At 59.0% G+C, this 18,156-nt stretch carries 15 protein-coding genes and 1 pseudogene; 14 read left to right on the forward strand and 2 right to left on the reverse strand.

Translation table 11 applies throughout. The annotated features are described in order from the left end of the window. The first annotated feature begins 218 nt into the window (after window positions 1-218). The 7 genes from RGR602_RS24115 to RGR602_RS24145 all read left to right on the forward strand — a co-directional run bounded on the left by RGR602_RS24115 (window position 219) and on the right by RGR602_RS24145 (window position 8,811). Window positions 219-1,265: a substrate-binding domain-containing protein gene (locus RGR602_RS24115; RefSeq protein ID WP_040116431.1), complete on the forward strand. Its 1,047-nt coding sequence runs from the start codon at window positions 219-221 to the stop codon at window positions 1,263-1,265. A gap of 246 nt (window positions 1,266-1,511) precedes the next feature. Beyond that, on the forward strand, window positions 1,512-2,522 hold the full coding sequence (locus tag RGR602_RS24120) for a sugar ABC transporter substrate-binding protein (protein WP_040114605.1): 1,011 nt from the start codon (window positions 1,512-1,514) through the stop codon (window positions 2,520-2,522). Window positions 2,523-2,596: 74 nt separating this feature from the next. After that, window positions 2,597-4,123 carry a sugar ABC transporter ATP-binding protein gene (locus RGR602_RS24125; protein ID WP_040114606.1) on the forward strand — a complete coding sequence of 509 codons (1,527 nt, stop codon included), beginning with the start codon at window positions 2,597-2,599 and terminating at the stop codon, window positions 4,121-4,123. Continuing rightward, a complete protein-coding gene (locus RGR602_RS24130) occupies window positions 4,113-5,153 on the forward strand; it encodes an ABC transporter permease (protein WP_040114607.1) in 1,041 nt (346 codons plus the stop codon). Before RGR602_RS24125 ends, RGR602_RS24130 begins: the two co-directional genes overlap by 11 nt. Continuing rightward, complete coding sequence (locus tag RGR602_RS24135; protein WP_040114608.1) at window positions 5,150-6,151, forward strand: ABC transporter permease; 1,002 nt, start codon at window positions 5,150-5,152, stop codon at window positions 6,149-6,151. Before RGR602_RS24130 ends, RGR602_RS24135 begins: the two co-directional genes overlap by 4 nt. A gap of 28 nt (window positions 6,152-6,179) precedes the next feature. After that, a complete protein-coding gene (locus RGR602_RS24140; protein ID WP_040114609.1) occupies window positions 6,180-7,394 on the forward strand; it encodes an SfnB family sulfur acquisition oxidoreductase in 1,215 nt (404 codons plus the stop codon). 16 nt (window positions 7,395-7,410) lie between these two features. Continuing rightward, window positions 7,411-8,811 (forward strand): LLM class flavin-dependent oxidoreductase, encoded by a 1,401-nt coding sequence (locus RGR602_RS24145; protein ID WP_040114610.1) that lies wholly within the window; start codon window positions 7,411-7,413, stop codon window positions 8,809-8,811. Between the two features lie 73 nt (window positions 8,812-8,884). On the opposite strand, the gene RGR602_RS24150 is transcribed toward RGR602_RS24145, so the two are convergent. Continuing rightward, window positions 8,885-10,111: an acyl-CoA dehydrogenase family protein gene (locus tag RGR602_RS24150; protein WP_052451913.1), complete on the reverse strand. Its 1,227-nt coding sequence runs from the start codon at window positions 10,109-10,111 to the stop codon at window positions 8,885-8,887. Window positions 10,112-10,697: 586 nt separating this feature from the next. Between RGR602_RS24150 and RGR602_RS24155 the strand changes: the two genes are divergently transcribed. The 4 genes and pseudogenes from RGR602_RS24155 to ssuD form a co-directional block, all read left to right on the forward strand. Then, window positions 10,698-11,672 (forward strand): aliphatic sulfonate ABC transporter substrate-binding protein, encoded by a 975-nt coding sequence (locus RGR602_RS24155; protein ID WP_133939180.1) that lies wholly within the window; start codon window positions 10,698-10,700, stop codon window positions 11,670-11,672. 11 nt (window positions 11,673-11,683) lie between these two features. After that, on the forward strand, window positions 11,684-12,529 hold the full coding sequence (locus RGR602_RS24160; RefSeq protein WP_040114612.1) for an ABC transporter permease: 846 nt from the start codon (window positions 11,684-11,686) through the stop codon (window positions 12,527-12,529). Then, the gene (locus RGR602_RS24165; RefSeq protein WP_040114613.1) at window positions 12,529-13,338 is read left to right on the forward strand and encodes an ABC transporter ATP-binding protein; all 810 of its coding nucleotides are present in this window, start codon (window positions 12,529-12,531) and stop codon (window positions 13,336-13,338) included. The genes RGR602_RS24160 and RGR602_RS24165 overlap by 1 nt, the downstream gene beginning before the upstream one ends. After that, window positions 13,335-14,480 (forward strand): annotated as a pseudogene (ssuD, locus tag RGR602_RS24170) (FMNH2-dependent alkanesulfonate monooxygenase); the annotation flags it as partial. The gene RGR602_RS24165 and the pseudogene ssuD, both read left to right, overlap by 4 nt. Before the next feature lie 356 nt (window positions 14,481-14,836). Here the strand turns inward: ssuD and RGR602_RS24175 are convergent. Further along, window positions 14,837-15,298, reverse strand: a complete 462-nt coding sequence (locus tag RGR602_RS24175) for an RrF2 family transcriptional regulator (RefSeq protein WP_040114614.1) — start codon at window positions 15,296-15,298, stop codon at window positions 14,837-14,839. 266 nt (window positions 15,299-15,564) lie between these two features. On the opposite strand from RGR602_RS24175, the gene RGR602_RS24180 reads away from it, so the two are divergent. Genes RGR602_RS24180 through RGR602_RS24190 form a run of 3 tightly spaced genes read left to right on the forward strand, consistent with a single transcriptional unit; the run spans window position 15,565 to window position 18,150 of the window. Further along, complete coding sequence (locus tag RGR602_RS24180; RefSeq protein WP_040114615.1) at window positions 15,565-16,371, forward strand: MetQ/NlpA family ABC transporter substrate-binding protein; 807 nt, start codon at window positions 15,565-15,567, stop codon at window positions 16,369-16,371. Further along, a complete protein-coding gene (locus tag RGR602_RS24185) occupies window positions 16,359-17,516 on the forward strand; it encodes a methionine ABC transporter ATP-binding protein (protein WP_082046672.1) in 1,158 nt (385 codons plus the stop codon). The genes RGR602_RS24180 and RGR602_RS24185 overlap by 13 nt, the downstream gene beginning before the upstream one ends. Continuing rightward, window positions 17,497-18,150, forward strand: a complete 654-nt coding sequence (locus RGR602_RS24190) for a methionine ABC transporter permease (protein WP_040114616.1) — start codon at window positions 17,497-17,499, stop codon at window positions 18,148-18,150. The genes RGR602_RS24185 and RGR602_RS24190 overlap by 20 nt, the downstream gene beginning before the upstream one ends. Window positions 18,151-18,156: the final 6 nt, after the last annotated feature.

Raw genomic sequence — 18,156 nt, forward strand, 5'->3', positions numbered from 1 at the left:
GCCGAGACAAGGTGCGGCATGCGATAGTTGATAAATTTTGTAGAAAATATTTCCCGGCAACGCATTGCTCATAAGTGAGGGCTCGTTCCTGGTTATTGGGCCGCCCGGCAAAATTAGTTCGCTCACGTCCATTTTGGCGCGAATTATTATTTATAAAAATTGTAGACTATATGGATGATTGGTATTGCCGATAACCGCTTTCAATGGGGACGCTTTACATGAATCCGATCGTTCGTTTCGCACTCGCTTCTTTTGCCGCACCACTGGCCATTGCGTTGCCGGCACTTGCTGACGGATTGAAAGGTGCGCCTGCACCGTTCGATAAAGGCGGGGTCAAGGTTGCGCTCATCAGCTACATCTCGGCCGGTGATTTTTTTCAGGCCTGTCAGGCGGGCGCGGAAGCGCAGGCAAAATCTCTCGGCATCGACCTGCGCATCTTTGCCGGCCGCCAGGATGCCGGCGAGCAGCGGGAACAAATCCTTCAAGCGATCAACCTCGGTGTCGAGGGTATCGTGATCGACCACGGTCTTCCCGAGTCGTTGAGCGACGTGGTCGATCAGGCGCTCGCAAAGAATATCAAGGTCGTTGCCTTCGACGTTAATCTGAACAATCCCAAGATTCCGCAGGTCGAGCAGTCCGATCATCGCCTTGCACAACTCGCGCTCGACCAGGCGATCAAGGACAACGGCAACAGCTTCAAGGCCGGTTACGTCTATGTTGCAGGCTTCGCACCGCTCGACCGGCGCAATGAGATCTGGGACAAGGTCAAGGCTGCCAATCCGGATATCGCCGAGACGGTTCGCTTTGGCAACGTCAGCGACACGACGGCCGTGACAACCGCAGACCAGGCGAAGGCAGCGCTGCGCGCCAATCCCGATATCTCCGTCGTCTTTGCGCCCTACGACGAATTCGCGCGTGGTGTCAAACTGGCGCTGACCGATCTGGGCCTCGCCGAGAAGGTGAAAATCTATTCGGCCGATATATCGACGGCAGACATTCAGGAGATCACCGAACCGGGCAGTCCTTGGATCGCAACTGCTGCAACCAACCCTGCCGTTGTCGGCGCGGTCTCGATTCGGGCTGCTGCCTTGCAGATCGCAGGGGAGACCGTTCCGCAAAATATCGTGGTCGAGCCGGTGCTCCTGACCCAGGACCAACTCCGCTCAGCGAACGTTCAGACGATTGAGGATCTCGCCAAGAAGATCCCCGCCTTCTCCACGAGTGCGGCTGCGACGGCCGACTGGATACCCGCCGCTGCGTTTTGACAGATGGCCGTCTGTCGCGCGCGCCCGGTGAGACCGGAATGATAGGCTTAAACCCGGGCAAACGCCGGTTAGGCGTTTGCCCATCGCTGTGTTCGGGATCAATGCGTTGGCTTCCGGCATTTCCTCAAGCCCCGGTTTTTGAGTGACGATTTTCTCCTTGGCGATCGCAAACGAAATCTCCTTCCTCGCGACAGATAAAGACTACTGAAACTATAGACAATATATTCTTGATCACTGGAGATGGGCATGAGCGAAAAATCAATTCTGGGCAGGTTCGCCCGCCGGGATATTTTGAAATGGTCGGCGGTCGCCGGGGCGGCAGCTGCGGGCACAACGCTGCTCAGCGGCACGGTCGCCTTCGCTGCTGAAGAGGGATCGCTGAAAGGTAAGCGCATCGGCATCAGCACCGCTGGAACCGATCATTTTTTTGACCTCCAGGCCTATAATGCCCAGATCGAAGAGGTGAAGCGTCTTGGTGGAGAACCAATCGCCGTCGATGCTGGCCGCAATGACGGCAAGCTCGTTTCCCAACTCCAGACGCTGATTGCTCAGAAGCCGGATGCGATCGTCCAGCTTCTTGGGACCCTGACGGTCATCGATCCCTGGCTGAAGAGGGCACGGGAAGCCGGCATCCCGGTATTGACCATCGATGTCGGATCGACCAATTCGCTGAACAACTCGACCTCGGACAATTGGGGGATCGGAAAAGATCTCGCTTTGCAGCTGGTCTCGGATATTGGGGGCGAGGGTAATATCGTCGTCTTCAACGGCTTCTACGGCGTGACGCCCTGTGCGATCCGTTACGACCAACTCGTCAACGTCGTGAAATATTTCCCGAAGGTCCAGATCATTCAGCCGGAACTGAGGGACGTCATTCCGAACACGGTACAGGACGCCTTCGCACAGGTGACCGCGATCCTCAACAAGTATCCGGAGAAGGGATCGATCAAGGCGATCTGGTCGGCCTGGGATATTCCGCAGCTCGGCGCCACGCAGGCGCTCGTCGCCGCCGGCCGCACCGAGATCAAGACGTACGGCGTCGACGGCAGTCCGGAGGTGTTGCAGCTCGTTGCCGATCCGAACTCGCCGGCTGCTGCGGACGTTGCCCAGCAGCCAGCCGAGCTTGGTCGTACCGCCATCCGCAATGTCGCGCGCCTGCTGGCAGGCGAAACGCTGCCGCGTGAGACCTATGTTCCGGCTCTCCTTGCGAACAAGGGCAATGTCGGCGAGGTCTCCAAGAAACTTGGCATCGGCTGATCCTCCCAAGCCATGCCCGGACCGCGGCGTTTGTGCCGCGGTCTGTCTCAATTCACCCAGCCAAGGAGGATTTCATGACGGCTGCGACGGACGCGATCATCCGGCTGACGGGGATCGAAAAGAGTTTCGGCGGCGCAAGAGCGCTTTCGGGCGTGTCGTTTGCCGTGGCGCGCGGTACGGTGCACGGGCTGGTCGGGCAGAACGGGGCCGGAAAGTCAACCTTAATCAAACTGCTCGCCGGCCTGCACAAAGCGGACGCGGGCGTGATCGAATTCGATGGCCGGTCTTACGAGCGCTTGACGCCGCATCTTGCCGAAGAGCTTGGAATCCACTTCATCCATCAGGACCGGTTGCTGGTGCCGACCTTTACTGTCGGAGAGGCGCTCTTTCTCGGCCGCGAGCTGCGCATTGCCGGCACGCCTTTTCTCGATCGCCGCCTCATGCAACGCCGTGCCGCCGAAGTTCTGGACAGATATTTCGGCTTGCGCCTGCCCAATTCCACTTTGATCGCCGAGCTTTCGACCGCGGAAAAGCAGATCATCCAGATCACCCGCGCGCTCTTGAATGCGCCGAAGGTGCTTGTGTTCGACGAGCCGACGGCGGCGCTTGTCCGGCGTGAGGCCGATATCCTCTTCAAGCTGATCCGCAGGTTGCGTGAGGACGGCATCACCGTCATCTACATCTCTCATTATCTCGGTGAGATCGAAGGGCTGTGCGACACGGTGACGGTGCTGCGCAATGGCCGAGACGTCGCGACCGTTCGCGTTTCTGAAGCCACGGCCGCCGAAATCGCCGGGCTGATGGTCAACCGTGAGGTCGGCGAGCTCTACCCCAAGCGCCAGAGCGTTTTGGGCGAGACGCTGTTGCGCGTCGAAGGCTTGTCTTTGCCGGGACACTTCAGCGGGATTGATCTGACCATGCGCCGAGGCGAGATTCTGGGCCTTACGGGGCTGCTTGGCTCTGGCGCGAAGGAACTGATGCGGGCGCTGTTCGGTCTGGAAGCCGTGGCAGAGGGCTTTGTCGAGGTGGAAGGCAAAACCGTGTTGGCGGCGAGCCCGGCGCAAGCCGCGCGCCGTCGGATCGCTCTCGTACCGGAGGACCGGCGCCGCCACGGCGTAGCGCTGGACCTTAGTGTCGCAGAGAACACGACGCTCGCCAGTCTCGGCCGCTTTACGCGCGCCGGTCTTCTCGATACTCGCGCCGAAAACGCCGAAGCCGATAGGCTGATGAAGCGGCTCCAGATCAAGGCCGAGAGCCGCGAGGCTCTGGTGCGAACGCTGTCCGGCGGCAACCAGCAGAAGGTAGCGATCGCCAAATGGCTGAGCCGTCATTCCGAGATCTATCTGCTCGACGAGCCGACGGTCGGGGTCGATATCGCTGCAAAAGCAGAGATCTATTCATTGGTTGCAGAGCTCGTGGAGCGCGGCGCCGGCGTTCTCGTCCTCTCATCCGACTTGCCGGAACTTCTGGGAATCACCGATCGCATCCTTGTTCTTTTCCGCGGCCGCATCGTCCGCGAATTTGTCTCGAAAGATACGGCAGTCGATGAGGTGCTTGCGAAGGTAACCGGTTCATCGGAGGAGCTTCGTCATGCTGGTTGACGCCGCACTCAGTCCCGCGGACAACACGACCGTCACACAGCCGTCCCGTGCGCCGGCTGGACGGTTTAGCCGCCGTCTGACGACATTGATACTTCGGGGCGGCTCGCTTGCGGTTTTCGCGGCCGTGCTGATTTTTTTCTCCGTCTCTGCGCCTTACTTTCTTTCGCTCGGCAATGTCGGCAACGTGCTGGCGCAATCGGCAATCGCCGGAGTGCTTGCAGTGGGGCTTACCGTCGTCATCATCGCAGGCGGCGGCAATGTCGTCACTGGCGGTATCGATCTTTCGCTGGCGGCCAATATGGGGTTCAGCGCCGCAGTTTACGCCGCGCTTTCGCAGGCGGGACACGGGGATGCAGTAGCGGTGGCCGGCGCGCTTGCATCCGGGATTGCCATCGGCACGGTCAATGCCTTGGCAATCACCCTTGCCGGGATCATTCCGCTGCTCGCGACACTCGGAGTGATGAATATCGTCGCCGGGCTGGAGCTCGTCCTGACCCAGAACACGGTCATCCCCGCAACCGGCGACCTTTTGACGGTCCTCTCCGGCATTGGTCCGTTCGACGTGCCTGCGCTTGCCTACGTGCTGATCGGCTTTGCGGCGGTTGTCGCGCTCGTGGTGCAGGCAACGCCACTCGGCCTACGGCTATACGCCGTTGGCGAGTTTCCTGAGGCAGCGCGGGCTTCCGGCCTTTCCATCCGGCCTTTTATCGTCGGCTCGTTTGTCTTCAGTGGTCTGTGCGGCGGCATCGCCGGCATACTCTCCGTCTCTTATCTCAGCGGTAGCTCGACAGGGGCGGGAGAGTTTCTTTTGCCGGTGATCGTTATCGCATTGCTCGGCACCGTGTTTTCGCGGCGCCTGGTGCCGACGATCACAGGCACGCTGCTTTCCGCGCTTTTCGTCGGCTTCCTCGTTAACGGCTTCCAGTTACTCAATCTGTCGAGCACTCTCGTCAGCGGCATCCAAGGCGTTCTGATCCTGATCGTCGTTTCTGCAACAACGCTTTTGCGGAAACAGGAGACCCGCACATGAGCACGGTCCTCTCAGACGTAGGCGGATTCAACACTTCGAGCGCCGTGCTTCGCAAGGTGGCGCGCTACGCGCTCGTTGTGGCTCTCCTTGCCGTTTTTGCCGTCTTCTCCATTGCCGCCCCTGGTTTTCTGACGACGGCGAACCTGCTGAGCATTCTCGTCAACAATTTCACCCTGCTTGCTATTGTCGCCATCGCGATGACATTCGCGGTATCTGCGGGCGGCATCGATCTGTCGGTCGGGACGGCGATCGATTTTGCAAGCTTTGCCTTCGTCTCGCTGGTCCTTGCCGGCCAGCCGGTGGCCCTGGCACTCGCTGCCGGCATCGGCGCCGGCGCCCTCGTAGGAATCCTCAATGCGGCATTGATTTCCGGTATCGGGATTTCACCATTTCTTGCCACGCTCGGCACTCTTTTCATCGGACGCAGTGTGCAGCAGTTGCTGACCAATGGCGGAAACCCCGTTTATCTGCCGCCGGCGGGCGTGCCGGAGAGCTTCCGGTTCCTCGGCCGTGGGATCGTCGGCGGCATGCCGGTACCGCTCCTCATTGCCGCGGCCGTCATTCTCGTTGCTTTCGTGATCCTGACACGGAGCCGTTTTGGCCGCGTCGTGCTTTCGGCCGGAATCGCAGCGGGTGTGGTGCGCTATTCCGGTATCCCGCTTCGCTCGTACATCGCCGTCACCTACGTCCTCGTTTCGGCTATCGCCGCCATCGCCGGTCTCGTCCTCACCTCGACCGTGACGGTCTACATTCCGTCCTCGGGCAACGCTTTCCTGCTCAACGCTATCGGCGCGACCTTCATCGGCACGACCTTGAGCCGCCATGGACGGCCAAATGTCGCGGGAACCGTGCTCGGCGTGCTCCTCCTGAGCATCGTCGCCAACGGATTGCTTCTGACCGGCCTTAATTTTTACTGGCAGCAGGTTGGCACCGGACTCCTGATCTTCGCCGTCCTCGCCGTCAGTTTCGCCAATCGTAAAGCTGCCGTTGGGGTGTGAAGCCCGGCTAGCATGGAGGTTCTTATTCATGTCTCAAGTTTCCCTTTTGAATGCCACGCCCCTGTCCGCTGCGAGAATTGCAAGCGAGGAGGAAGCACTGGCCGTTGCGCGCGAACTGGCGGCAGAATTTTCCGAAGGGGCAAGCGAACGGGACCGGGAGCGGATCCTGCCTTACCGGGAGCTTGAGCGGCTGGCAAAGTCTGGTCTGCTCGCGATAACGGTTCCCGTCGAATATGGCGGCATTGACGTGTCCAATGCCGTCTTGGCCGAGGTAACGGCAATCCTTGCGGAAGCAGACGGTTCTATCGGTCAGATTCCGCAGAACCATTTCTATATCCTGGAGGCCCTTCGCCACGACGGCACCGAAGACCAGAAACGCTTCTATTTCGGGCGGGCGCTTGCCGGAGACAAATTCGGCAACGCGCTGTCGGAAACCGGGACCAGGACCGTTGGTCATTATAAGACCCGCATCACGACCGATGGCCCCGGCTTCCGTATCAATGGCCGCAAGTTCTATTCGACGGGCGTGCTTTTCGCCGACTGGATAGCCATTTTTGCCCTCAACGAGGACGAACAACTGACCATGTCCTTGGCACCCCGTGGGACAGAGGGCATCGAGATCGTCGACGACTGGGACGGTATCGGGCAAAAGACAACCGGCAGCGGCACGACGATTCTCAACGACGTGGCTGTTCCAGCAAGCGCCGTTGTCAGTCACCACAAGGGCTTCGAACGGCCAGGCACTATCGGCTCCGTCGGTCAGATCATTCATGCCGGCGTCGATCTCGGGATCGCTCGCGCGGCCTTTCGCGATACTGTCAATTTTGTACGCACGCGTTCACGTCCCTGGACGGACAGCGGCGTGGAACGCGCTTCGGACGATCCGCTGACTATTGCCAAGGTAGGCCAGATCGCAATCCGTCTCGAAGCGGCCACGGCGACGCTCGAATATGCGGGACGCAAGGTTGACCATGCGCAGATCGATCAGACGGACGGCAATGTTGTTGCCGCAACGCTGGCGGTGGCGACCGCAAAGGTGCTGACGACTGAAATCGCGCTTGAGGCCACCAGCACGCTCTTCGAACTCGCCGGGACAGCGTCGGTCCGGGAGGGTTTGAACCTCGACCGCCACTGGCGCAATGCCCGCACGCACACGCTGCACGATCCGGTGCGCTGGAAATATCACGTGGCAGGAAATTTTTATCTCAACGACGTTACGCCGCCTCGCAGCGGCGCGCTTTGAGCTTACGGAGAAAAGCATGACCCGCCAAATCCGGCTGAACGCCTTCGATATGAACTGCGTCGGCCATCAATCGCCCGGCCTCTGGCTTCATCCGCGCGACCAGTCCGCAAGCTACAAGGACCTGGACTATTGGGTGAACCTTGCAAAGACGCTGGAGCGCGGCAAGTTCGACGGCCTGTTCATCGCCGACGTGCTGGGTGTCTACGACGTGCTCAACGGCAATGTGAATGCGGCGCTGAAGCATTCCGCCCAGGTGCCGGTCAACGATCCGCTGCAGCTTATCCCGACCATGGCCTATCTGACGGAACATCTCGGCTTCGGGCTGACGGCTTCGCTCTCTTTTGAGCATCCCTATACCTTCGCTCGTCGCATCTCCACACTTGACCATCTGACGAAGGGCCGCATCGGCTGGAACATCGTCACCTCCTATCTCAACAGCGGTGCGCTGAATGTTGGCCAGGCGGGACAGCTTCGTCATGACAATCGTTACGATGTCGCGGAGGAATATCTGGAAGTCTGCTACAAACTGTGGGAAGGAAGCTGGGAAGACACAGCCGTGGTGCGCGACCGGGATACCGGCGTCTTCACCCATCCCGGAAAAGTCCATCCGATCGCTCACAAGGGCGAGCATTTCAATGTCCCTGGCATTCATCTGTCCGAGCCGTCGCCGCAGCGGACTCCGGTGCTTTACCAGGCAGGCGCTTCAAGCCGAGGCAAGGACTTCGCCGGCGCGCATGCCGAATGTATCTTCGTGGCGGCGCCTTCCAAGCCCGTGTTGAAGCGCTATGTCGCCAATGTTCGTGAGGCGGCAGAAAAAGCCGGACGCAATCCGCGCGAGATTCTCGCCTTCAACCTGCAGACGGTTATTCTTGGCGAGACGGATGCCGAGGCCAAGCGCAAGTTTGACGACTATCGCAAATACGTTTCCTACGAGGGCGCGCTGACGCTGATCTCGGGCTGGACCGGCATCGACTTTGGTCAGTTTTCGCCGGATGAAGTGCTGCGCCACTGCTATACCAACGCCGTGCAGTCGGCTGTCGAAACCTTCACGACGATCGATCCGTCGAAGGAATGGACCGTGCGGGAAATGGCAGATTGGGTCGGCATCGGTGGCTTCGGACCAGTCTTCGTGGGCTCGCCGCAGACCGTCGCCGATCTTTTGCAGGAATGGGTGGAAGACACCGACATCGACGGCTTTAATCTCGCTTATGCAGTCACGCCGGAAACCTTTGAGGATGCCGTCGACCTGCTTGTTCCTGAGTTGCAGAAACGCGGCGTCTACAAGACCGAATACCGCAAGGGCACGCTTCGCGAAAAGCTGTTCGGTCACGGTCCGCGCCTTGTTGCCCCGCATCCGGGTGCATCCTACCGGGATCTCGGCCGTACGGTCGAGAGGCTGGCGGCAGGCCAAAACTGATCATCTCGAAGAGCGCAATGGGAAGAGGGCGCATCCGAACGATGCGCCCTCTTCCGTTTGGTCATCGTGCCGATCAGCTATAGAGACTAACTGGCGGGATACGGGCGTTGAGAGCGAAGTCACCCACTTCGCGGGCCTTGTAGAATACCGGGTCATGCAGCGTATGGGTACGAACGTTGCGCCAGTAGCGGTCGAAACGGTATCGCGAGGCTGTTGCCCGGGCGCCCATCAATTCGAAGATACGCGCGGTTATTTCCAAGGAGACGTGTGTCGCATTGACCTTTGATTCATAGGCCTCGATCGCAGCCTCGCCGCGTTCACGCTCAGTGACCGACGATCCGCGGGCGAGGGCCGTCTGGACCACGAGGGCGGCGGAGTCGGCAAGCGCTGCCGCAGCCTTGAGGGCTGCGCGAAATTCACCGACGCGCTCGAGGATGTAGGGGTCCTCGGCTGCTCGCTCGACGCCCGACGTGATCCATGGGCGGGTGGCCGTGCGGACATAATCCAGCGCTTCGGCAAGTGCGCCCTCGGCCGTCCCAAGATAAAAGTTCGCAAAGACGAGCTGGATCAGTGGCGTATTGAAGGTTGCCTGCACTTTCGCAGCCGCATCCGGCGCGGCAAGTGGCAATATGAAATCGCTATCGTAAACCGGGAAATCGTGGAATTCGACACTGCCGCTGTCGGACAGGCGCTGGCCGATATTGTCCCAGTCGTCGTTGGTAATATAGCCGGGACGGTCAGTCGGGATCACGAAATTCGCGACCTGATGGTCAAAAGCGGCATTGACATTGATTCGGTCCGAGATCCGAGCGCCGGTCGAGAAGGTCTTGCGGCCGTTCAGCACGTAGTGGCCGTCACGGCGCGTCAAGGTCAGGCCGGGATCACGCGGGTTGACGGCCGCACCCCAGTAGAGGTTCTTCGCCACGGTCTCAGTCCCCAGTTGCCATGCTTGGTCGGGATCGTCTGCAGCCCAGTAGATGTACTGGCTATTGACGTAGTGATAGCCGAGGAGCTGGCCGATCGAGCTTTCGCCGCGAGCGAGAATGCGCACAAGCCTCAGACCGTCCACCCATTCAAGTCCGCCGCCGCCGATCTGCGGCGGATGCAGTGCGTTGAGAAGACCGGTCGACTTGAGGGTTGAAACTTCCTCAAAAGGCGGCTGGCCTTCACGGTCGAGATCCGCCCCTCGCTTGGCCAGGTCGGCTGAGATATGTGCGGCGCTGGCAAAAAGCCTATCCCGATCTCTCTGGGCATCGGCGGTTTTGATGGCGTGCAAGCTACTGATGTTCGAGTTGGTCATGGACATATCACTCCTGCTGCAGGTGCCTGAATTTGCAAGCCGGTCAGTGCGGCTACTCGGCTCTTGAAGTCGACCCGATGCGCGCTGTACTTGCTCTGCCGTCATGTATGTGGGCGCCGCATCCATGGCCGCAGAGGAGAGCTATCCGCTCTGAAAAAGTGTATTCCTCAAGGCTCATCTATCTTCCTTTCGACAGTCTGCGCTTGCACCTGCCCGGAGCTGCGGGTTCGGCGGATCGAAGCTCAGTACTCGGTTCGCTGTGATGCAGTGAGGCTATAATCCATTAATTTAATAGACAAAGAAGACGATACCGAAGATTGTTTTGGTGTTAGAACGATTTTGCGTAATCGGCGATCGACCGCGGACTGGAAGCGATCACGATATCCATCTCGGCTCCTGGCCTTCCGCCAACATGTCCGCGCGCCGCTGCAGACTCCGGAGCCCACGGGGTCGAGGTCGGTGCTCGCTTCCGCGAATAAATCGACAATTTCTACTGATTTAGATGATTATAGAAATCCGTTCCTTATCTGTCTTCGTACGACTGCCTACTCTTCTGCCCTCGGACTGCTAGAAGAGGATGGGGAAGATGAAGTCGATTTTAACAAAGTTGGCGGCAATCACACTTGCAATAACGCTCGGGCTAGGATCATCAGCGGCGGTGGCTGCCGATCCTGCGGAAATCCGCATCGATTGGGCGACTTATAATCCTGTTAGCCTTCTGCTGAAGAAGGAGGGCCTGCTAGAAAAGGCTTTCGAGAAGGATGGTATCGCGATCCGCTGGGTGCAGTCGGCCGGCTCCAATAAGGCGCTGGAGTATCTGAATGCTGGCTCCATCGATTTCGGCTCGACGGCTGGCGCCGCGGCGCTGATCGCGCGTGTCAATGGCAATCCGATCAAGTCCATCTATGTCTATTCGCGTCCCGAATGGACCGCTCTGTTGACAGGCAAAGATTCCACAATTTCAACTGTCGCCGATTTGAAGGGCAAGACGGTGGCCGTCACGCGTGGTACTGACCCTCATATATTCCTTGTTCGTGCGCTTACTGATGCGGGACTCAAGGCGGACGATGTCAACTTCGTGCTGCTCCAGCATGGCGATGGCCGTCTTGCGCTCAGCCGCGGCGACGTCGACGCCTGGGCCGGCCTCGATCCGCTGATGGCGGCAGCGGAAGTGGAGGAGGGCGCCAAGCTTTTTTACCGCAAGCCCGAGAACAACAGCTGGGGCGTCCTCAATACGCCTGAGAGTTTCGCGACCGACCATCCTGAGATCGTCAAGCGCGTGCTTGCCGTTTACGAGGAGGCGCGCAAGAAGGCACTCGCCGACCCGTCAGCAGTCAAGGCTGTGCTCGTCGAGGCGGCAAAGTTGCCAGATGCCGTGATCGAGCGGCAGCTTGAGAGGACGGACCTATCCTCCTCCCGTATCGGCGATGCCCAGCGCGAGACGATCCTCAAGGCTGGCTTGGCGCTGCAGCAGGCTGGCGTCCTGCCGGCCGATGCCGACATCGAAAAATCGGTCGATGAATTGATCGATCCGAGCTTCAGCCAAGCTCTCATACAGTAGCGGACGATCGCATGGCGAGTATGCTGGACACTTTGACAGAAGCGTCGCCTGTAAAACAGTCGCGTTCCCTGTTTGCCGCATGGCCCAGGCAAGTGTGGCGCGTTGCGCTGGGGATTGCGCTGCCGCTTTGCGGCTTTGTGCTTTGGGAAGCCGCCGTTGCTTCCGGCCTTACGACCGGACGGCTGGTACCGCCGCCTTCCCGGATCATGGCCGCGCTTTCCCAGCTTTCCTTAAGCGGCGAGCTTTGGCAGCATGTAGGCTCGACTAGTCTTCGCGTTCTTGTTGGTTTCATCGCCGGAGCCGTTGCCGGTGCGCTTGCGGGTAGCGTCACCGGCTTCTTTCGGGTTGCCCATGCGCTTGTGGATCCCACGCTTCAAGCCTTGCGGGCCATTCCATCGATCGCCTGGGTGCCATTGTTCATTCTCTGGTTCGGGATTTTCGAGACATCGAAGGTGGCTCTGATTGCGACCGGTGTCTTCTTCCCCGTCTATCTCGGCGTTTCCACAGCCCTTCTGTCCGTTGATAGAAAGATCGTCGAGGTGGGGCACATCTTCCGGCTCAGCGGATTCGATCTCATCCGACGCATCCTTTTTCCCGCTGTCTTACCGGCCTTTATCGTATCGTTGAGAGCCGGCCTCGGGCTCGGCTGGATGTTTGTGGTTGCTGCCGAGTTCATGGGGGCTTCCGAGGGATTGGGGTACCTGCTCGTCGACGGTCAGCAGCTTGGCAAGCCCGACCAAATCCTTGCCGCCATCATCGTCTTTGCCATGATCGGCAAGCTGTCGGACGCTCTTCTTGTCCATCTCACCGCCCCTCTGGTTGCCTGGCAGGACACCTTTCGGAATGGAGCGCTGTGATGCTGTCTCTCAAAGCGCTGACCAAGACTTATGCCAATGGGGTAAAGGCACTTGGCGGTTTCACGCTGGATGTGGCGCCGGGAGAAATTGTCGCTGTGATCGGCGGCTCCGGCTGTGGCAAGAGCACGCTGCTGCGCCTGATCGGCGGCCTCGACCAGCCAACGAGCGGTACAACGTCGATCAACGGCGAAATCGTCAATCGTCCACATCCGTTGATCAACCTCGTCTTCCAGGAGCCGCGGCTCCTGCCGTGGCTGACGGTGCACGACAATGTCGGTTTTGGTCTGGCGCATGCCGATCGCGACGAGCGTGAAACGCGCGTTCGTGCTGCGCTTCAGCGGGTTCACCTCAAAGACTATGGTCATCGCCTTCCCAAGGAGCTCTCAGGCGGGCAGGCGCAACGTGTGGCGATTGCCCGCGCACTGGTCATGCGCCCCGAGGTGTTACTCCTCGACGAGCCCTTTTCGGCGCTGGACGCGCTGACACGAGCGACCTTGCATCGTCACCTGCTGGATATCTGGTCGGAAACCGGTGCCACTATGATCCTCGTCACCCATGACCTCGAGGAGGCCGTGGCTCTGGCGCATCGCGTTATCGTCATGCAGCCATGGCCGGGCCGAATTCTCGACGAGATCATCATTCGCAGGCGCTCCACTGCCGGTGCTGATGCCTCTGGCCTGATACCAGAACGACCTCACTCCGACCGTGATAAGACGCGTGTTAGAGCCGCTCTGGATCGATCGCTTAAATCCGCCGAGGCCGGTTCAGCAGCCGAGGCGTACCCTATCTCGCTGGAGACACTGTCATGAGCACCGCCCCCGAAAAGATCAACGTCCTCTGGTTCCTGCCGACGCATGGAGACAGCCGCTATCTTGGCACGTCAATCGGCGGGCGCAACGTCGATCTCAACTACCTGAAGCAGGTCGCGCAGGCTGCCGATTCTCTTGGCTACTACGGCGTGCTCATCCCGACCGGCAAGAGCTGCGAGGACAGCTGGGTCGTGGCCTCGGCGTTGGCGCCGCTGACCGAGAAGCTGAAATATCTCATCGCAGTTCGCCCCGGTTTGCTGGCGCCGACGCTTGCGGCCCGCATGACGGCCACGCTCGACCGCATCTCCAACGGCCGTCTCCTGATTAACGTCGTTACCGGCGGCGACCCGATTGAAAACAAGGGCGACGGTATCCACTTTCCGCATGCCGAGCGCTACGAGGTGACCGAGGAATTCCTCAATATCTACAAGGCGCTCCTGAGCGGCGAGACGGTAACCTACAAGGGCAAGCACTTCGATATCGAAGATGGCAAGGTTCTCTTCCCCACCTTCCAGTCTCCGCACCCCCCGCTCTATTTCGGCGGCTCGTCCGGAATCGGCCAGGAGGTCGCAGCGCGCACAATCGATAAATACCTGACCTGGGGCGAGCCGCCGGAGGATGTGGCGAAAAAGGTAGCCGAAGTGCGGGCGCTAGCGAGGAGGGAAGGTCGTGAGGTGACTTTCGGTATCCGCCTGCATGTCATCGTGCGAGAAACTGCGGCGGAAGCCTGGAAGGCCGCAGACGAGCTTATCCAGTATCTCGACGACGAAACGATCGCGGCGGCCCAGAAGGTATTCGAACGGATGGATTCGGTCGGCCAGAGCCGCATGAGCCGGCTGCATGGCGGCCAGCGAGACAAGCTGGAAGTCAGCCCCAATCTTTGGGCTGGAGTCGGCCTTGTGCGCGGCGGTGCCGGTACCGCACTCGTTGGCGATCCCGATCAGGTCAGTGCACGGATCGAGGAATATCGGGAAATCGGCATCGATACGTTCATCATGTCCGGTTATCCGCATCTGGAGGAGGCCTATCGTTTCGGCGAACTCGTACTGCCGAACTTGCCGCTCGCGCATCCGGTCAAGGCTGCCAGCAGCGCCGTCAACACAGGTCCGTTCGGCGAGACCATTGCCGGCGATCACGGCCCAAGGTCAGGGCGTCGCAGTCCTGATCCTGCAACTCGAACCCGTTGCTATTCCCAATCATATCCGCAGCCGGTCCGCTTGGTAAGCGGGGGCAACGGGCCGCATCGGGAACTTGGCTGGAAGGCGAAAGTCCGGACCGACTTGTAAACGACGCAACGCTTGGATGTTTGATCCAAACCTTGATGGTGGACTTCACGCAAGCCTGGAGAAATTTCTTGAGAACGGCAACTCATGTGGGCGGCACACGGCCGTTTCGTGAGATGGGTAAGCCGCGCCATCTATGCGGATACGCCATTGAAATGTGCGTTGGCGTCCGTTGGGAGACAAGCTGGCCTTAAGAAGGTTGGAAAAAAACAGATCTACGCCGTGGCTCTCTCGTCGCTGCTAGGATCTGGGACGAGAATTTCTCCGGCTACCACAAACTGCTCGAGTGTCATGTTATCCAGAATGGAAGCAATGGCGTCCCGAACTTGTGTCATCGCGAGACGAACTTCGCAGGTTTCAGGATGTTTACAATCGTCACATGTTTCGTATGCCGTGCGACTCGCACAGCGGATCGGAGCCAAGGGACCATCAAGCGTCCTAATGATCTTTCCTATTTCGATCTCTGCCGCGGGGCGCGACAGCGAATATCCCCCACCCGGCCCCTTCTTCGATCGAAGAATACCGACATTGCGAAGCTCAAGCAGGATCGTGTCGAGGAACTTCTTTGGGATGTTATTGCGAGCAGCTATGTCGTTGATGAACGCAGTCTCGCCGGGCTCCAACCGAGCCAGATAGGCAACGGCTTTCAAGCCATACTTTCCTTTTTTTGTCAGCAAGAGAGATCACACCGTCTTTCATGGGATAAGGGGCAATAATCCATACGCACAAAAAGCACAATCTTCTAAGTCCCCGCCAGTCGACTATCTGGCAAGTTTGTGCGCCTAACAACACTGGTTGCATCTTTCGGAGAGGCGCATTCCGCGCTCACCACTCAAGGAAGACTGGAATAATTTTCCCGGCGAGCGGCGTTCAACGCAAATCTCACCTTTGTCTATAAAAATAGAGATGTTTAACTTTGTACCTTCATCAATGAGGGGCAACCATGAAAAAATCCATGAGAGGACTGCTTGCGGCAGTCGCAGCTTTGTCATTTTCGATGCCGGCTCTGGCTGCTTCGTTGAAAGTTGGAGTCGTCCCTGGCGTTTATGCGGATTCTATCGAGGCCCTGATCCCGGAGGCCAAAGCAAAGGGCCTGGATATCGCGGTTGTTGAATTCAGCGATTGGACGACGCCCAATATTGCCCTGCAGTCAGGCGATATCGACGTCAACTACTTCCAGCATCAGCCTTTTCTCGACAATGCGATCTCCGAGAGAGGCTACGATTTCAAAAGCGCGGGCATCGGAGTTCTTGCCAACATTGGTTTGTACTCTTTGAAGTACAAGAAATTCGAAGACATTCCGCAGGATGGCAACGTCGCAATTGCAAACGACCCCGTCAATCAGGGCCGTGGACTTCTGCTTCTTCAAAAGGCGGGCTTGGTTAAGCTCAGGGACGGTGTCGGATTCAAGGGCACGCTGGACGACATCACCGACAATCCAAAGCATCTGACCTTTACGGAGGTCGAAGGACCGCAGCTCGCTCGTGTAGTCGGCGACGTGGATATCGCGCAAGGTTATCCGCACTTCATCGTCGCCTCCAAGGCGTTCGATCCGAGTTCAGGATTGCTATACTCGGGAGTTGACGACAAGCAGTTCGCTATTGTTTTCGCCGTAAAATCCGCCCGTGTCGATGATCCCGCGATCAAGGAGCTGGTGACTCTTTACCAGAACTCCCAGGCGGTGAAAGACGCCATCAGCAAGGCCTTTGCCTCAGACCAAAAACTGTACACACTTCCATGGGTTCACTGAACAACGCTGCTCGGCGTCACGCCGAAGAACGCGACACCTCTCTGCCGGACTTCTCCGCCGGTGGAGGGGCGTCGTCGCTTGACCGGTCAATGGCGACGGCTAGGCGTGGAACTATCGCTTTTGAGGGCGTCGAAAAGACTTATGCCTCGGCAGGCGCCGCCGTCCACGCGCTCAAGAACATCACAATCGATGTGCCCGGTGGGTCAATCTTTGGAATTATCGGTCGTAGCGGCGCCGGCAAGTCCACTCTTTTGAGAACGGTCAACCGGCTCGAAAGGACCACGTCCGGGAAAGTGATTGTGGATGGGACAGATGTCGGAGTGCTTGACGAAGAAGGTCTTGTGATCCTACGGCGTAGGATCGGGATGATCTTTCAGCATTTCAATCTTCTATCCGCCAAGACCGTTTGGCGGAATGTGGCGCTGCCAATGATCGTAGCCGGATTTCCGCGAGTGGAGATCGATAAGCGAGTAGCTGAAGCGCTTTCTCTAGTTGGTCTTGAAGGGAAGGAGGATACCTATCCCTCGCGCCTTTCCGGTGGACAAAAGCAACGCGTCGGAATTGCGCGCGCTCTCGTCCACCATCCGGAGATCCTCCTGTGTGATGAAGCAACGTCGGCGTTGGACCCCGAGACGACGCTATCGATCCTGCGGCTGCTCAAGGACATCAACCGGCGGCTTAATCTGACCATCGTCCTCATAACCCACGAGATGAGTGTTATCCGGGAAATTTGCGACCATGTGCTTGTCCTTGATCGAGGGCAGGTGGCTGAGGCCGGTCCGGTGTGGCAGGTCTTCGCGAACCCTTCGCACGATGCGACCCGTGCTTTATTGAAGCCGCTGGATCGCGACATTCCCGAAGATATCGCAGTTCGCCTGCGGCCTGCGGGCGACCGGGCGAGCAAAGGCACGCTCATTGAACTCGCTTACACGGGCGAGGGCGGCTTGGAGCCGGATATTGCGGCTATCGCTGCCGCCGCCGGTGCTCCGGTCCGGCTGCTGCAGAGCTCTGTCGACCGTATTCAGGGACATGTGCACGGTAGGCTCTTGGTGATCGTGAATTCAACGGACTCGGCTCTCATAGAGACAATGAACCATCTCGCGAACAGAGTAAGGGTGCTCGGCCATGTCGGCAATGATGTATGACCGCCTCTGGCAGGCGTTCCTGGATACTGTAGCCATGGTCGGTGTGTCGGCGTTGGTCGCCCTGGTCGCGGGGATACCACTCGCCGTCTTCCTTGTTCTTGCCGCTCCAGGCGGGCTAGTCCACGCACCGAGCCTGCAAAGATTGCTTGCGGCAGTGATCAACGCGTTTAGGGCGACACCCTTCATCGTCCTGCTGGTGGCACTGCTTCCTCTGACCCGTCTCCTTACCGGCACTACGATTGGCGTTTGGGCCGCGGTGGTTCCGCTGTCGATCAGTGCCACCCCTTTCTTTGCGCGTATTGCCGAGGTCAGTCTTCGCGAGGTTGACGGCGGATTGATTGAGGCCGCGCAAGCGATGGGCTGCCGGCGCTGGCACATCGTCTGGCACGTGCTGCTGCCGGAAGCCCTGCCCGGCATAGTTGGCGGCTTCACCATAACAATTGTGAGCATGATCGGCGCATCTGCTATGGCCGGCGCGGTTGGAGCGGGAGGCCTCGGCGATATGGCCATTCGTTATGGATACCAACGATTCGACACGACCGTCATGGCTGGAGTTATTGCCGTGCTTGTCGCAATGGTATGCGCTGTGCAGTTGGCCGGCGACATGGCTGTCAGACGCCTGAGAGCTCGGTGAACAAGG

Source organism: Rhizobium gallicum bv. gallicum R602sp, assembly GCF_000816845.1.
GTDB classification, from domain to species: domain Bacteria; phylum Pseudomonadota; class Alphaproteobacteria; order Rhizobiales; family Rhizobiaceae; genus Rhizobium; species Rhizobium gallicum.

What these genes read in the sequence shown, in the direction of transcription:
- RGR602_RS24115 (WP_040116431.1), top strand. Translation starts at nt 219, where the DNA reads ATGAATCCGATCGTTCGTTTCGCACTCGCTTCTTTTGCCGCACCACTG.
- RGR602_RS24120 (WP_040114605.1), top strand. Translation starts at nt 1,512, where the DNA reads ATGAGCGAAAAATCAATTCTGGGCAGGTTCGCCCGCCGGGATATTTTG.
- RGR602_RS24125 (WP_040114606.1), top strand. Translation starts at nt 2,597, where the DNA reads ATGACGGCTGCGACGGACGCGATCATCCGGCTGACGGGGATCGAAAAG.
- RGR602_RS24130 (WP_040114607.1), top strand. Translation starts at nt 4,113, where the DNA reads ATGCTGGTTGACGCCGCACTCAGTCCCGCGGACAACACGACCGTCACA.
- RGR602_RS24135 (WP_040114608.1), top strand. Translation starts at nt 5,150, where the DNA reads ATGAGCACGGTCCTCTCAGACGTAGGCGGATTCAACACTTCGAGCGCC.
- RGR602_RS24140 (WP_040114609.1), top strand. Translation starts at nt 6,180, where the DNA reads ATGTCTCAAGTTTCCCTTTTGAATGCCACGCCCCTGTCCGCTGCGAGA.
- RGR602_RS24145 (WP_040114610.1), top strand. Translation starts at nt 7,411, where the DNA reads ATGACCCGCCAAATCCGGCTGAACGCCTTCGATATGAACTGCGTCGGC.
- RGR602_RS24150 (WP_052451913.1), bottom strand. Translation starts at nt 10,111, where the DNA reads ATGACCAACTCGAACATCAGTAGCTTGCACGCCATCAAAACCGCCGAT.
- RGR602_RS24155 (WP_133939180.1), top strand. Translation starts at nt 10,698, where the DNA reads ATGAAGTCGATTTTAACAAAGTTGGCGGCAATCACACTTGCAATAACG.
- RGR602_RS24160 (WP_040114612.1), top strand. Translation starts at nt 11,684, where the DNA reads ATGGCGAGTATGCTGGACACTTTGACAGAAGCGTCGCCTGTAAAACAG.
- RGR602_RS24165 (WP_040114613.1), top strand. Translation starts at nt 12,529, where the DNA reads ATGCTGTCTCTCAAAGCGCTGACCAAGACTTATGCCAATGGGGTAAAG.
- RGR602_RS24180 (WP_040114615.1), top strand. Translation starts at nt 15,565, where the DNA reads ATGAAAAAATCCATGAGAGGACTGCTTGCGGCAGTCGCAGCTTTGTCA.
- RGR602_RS24185 (WP_082046672.1), top strand. Translation starts at nt 16,359, where the DNA reads ATGGGTTCACTGAACAACGCTGCTCGGCGTCACGCCGAAGAACGCGAC.
- RGR602_RS24190 (WP_040114616.1), top strand. Translation starts at nt 17,497, where the DNA reads ATGTCGGCAATGATGTATGACCGCCTCTGGCAGGCGTTCCTGGATACT.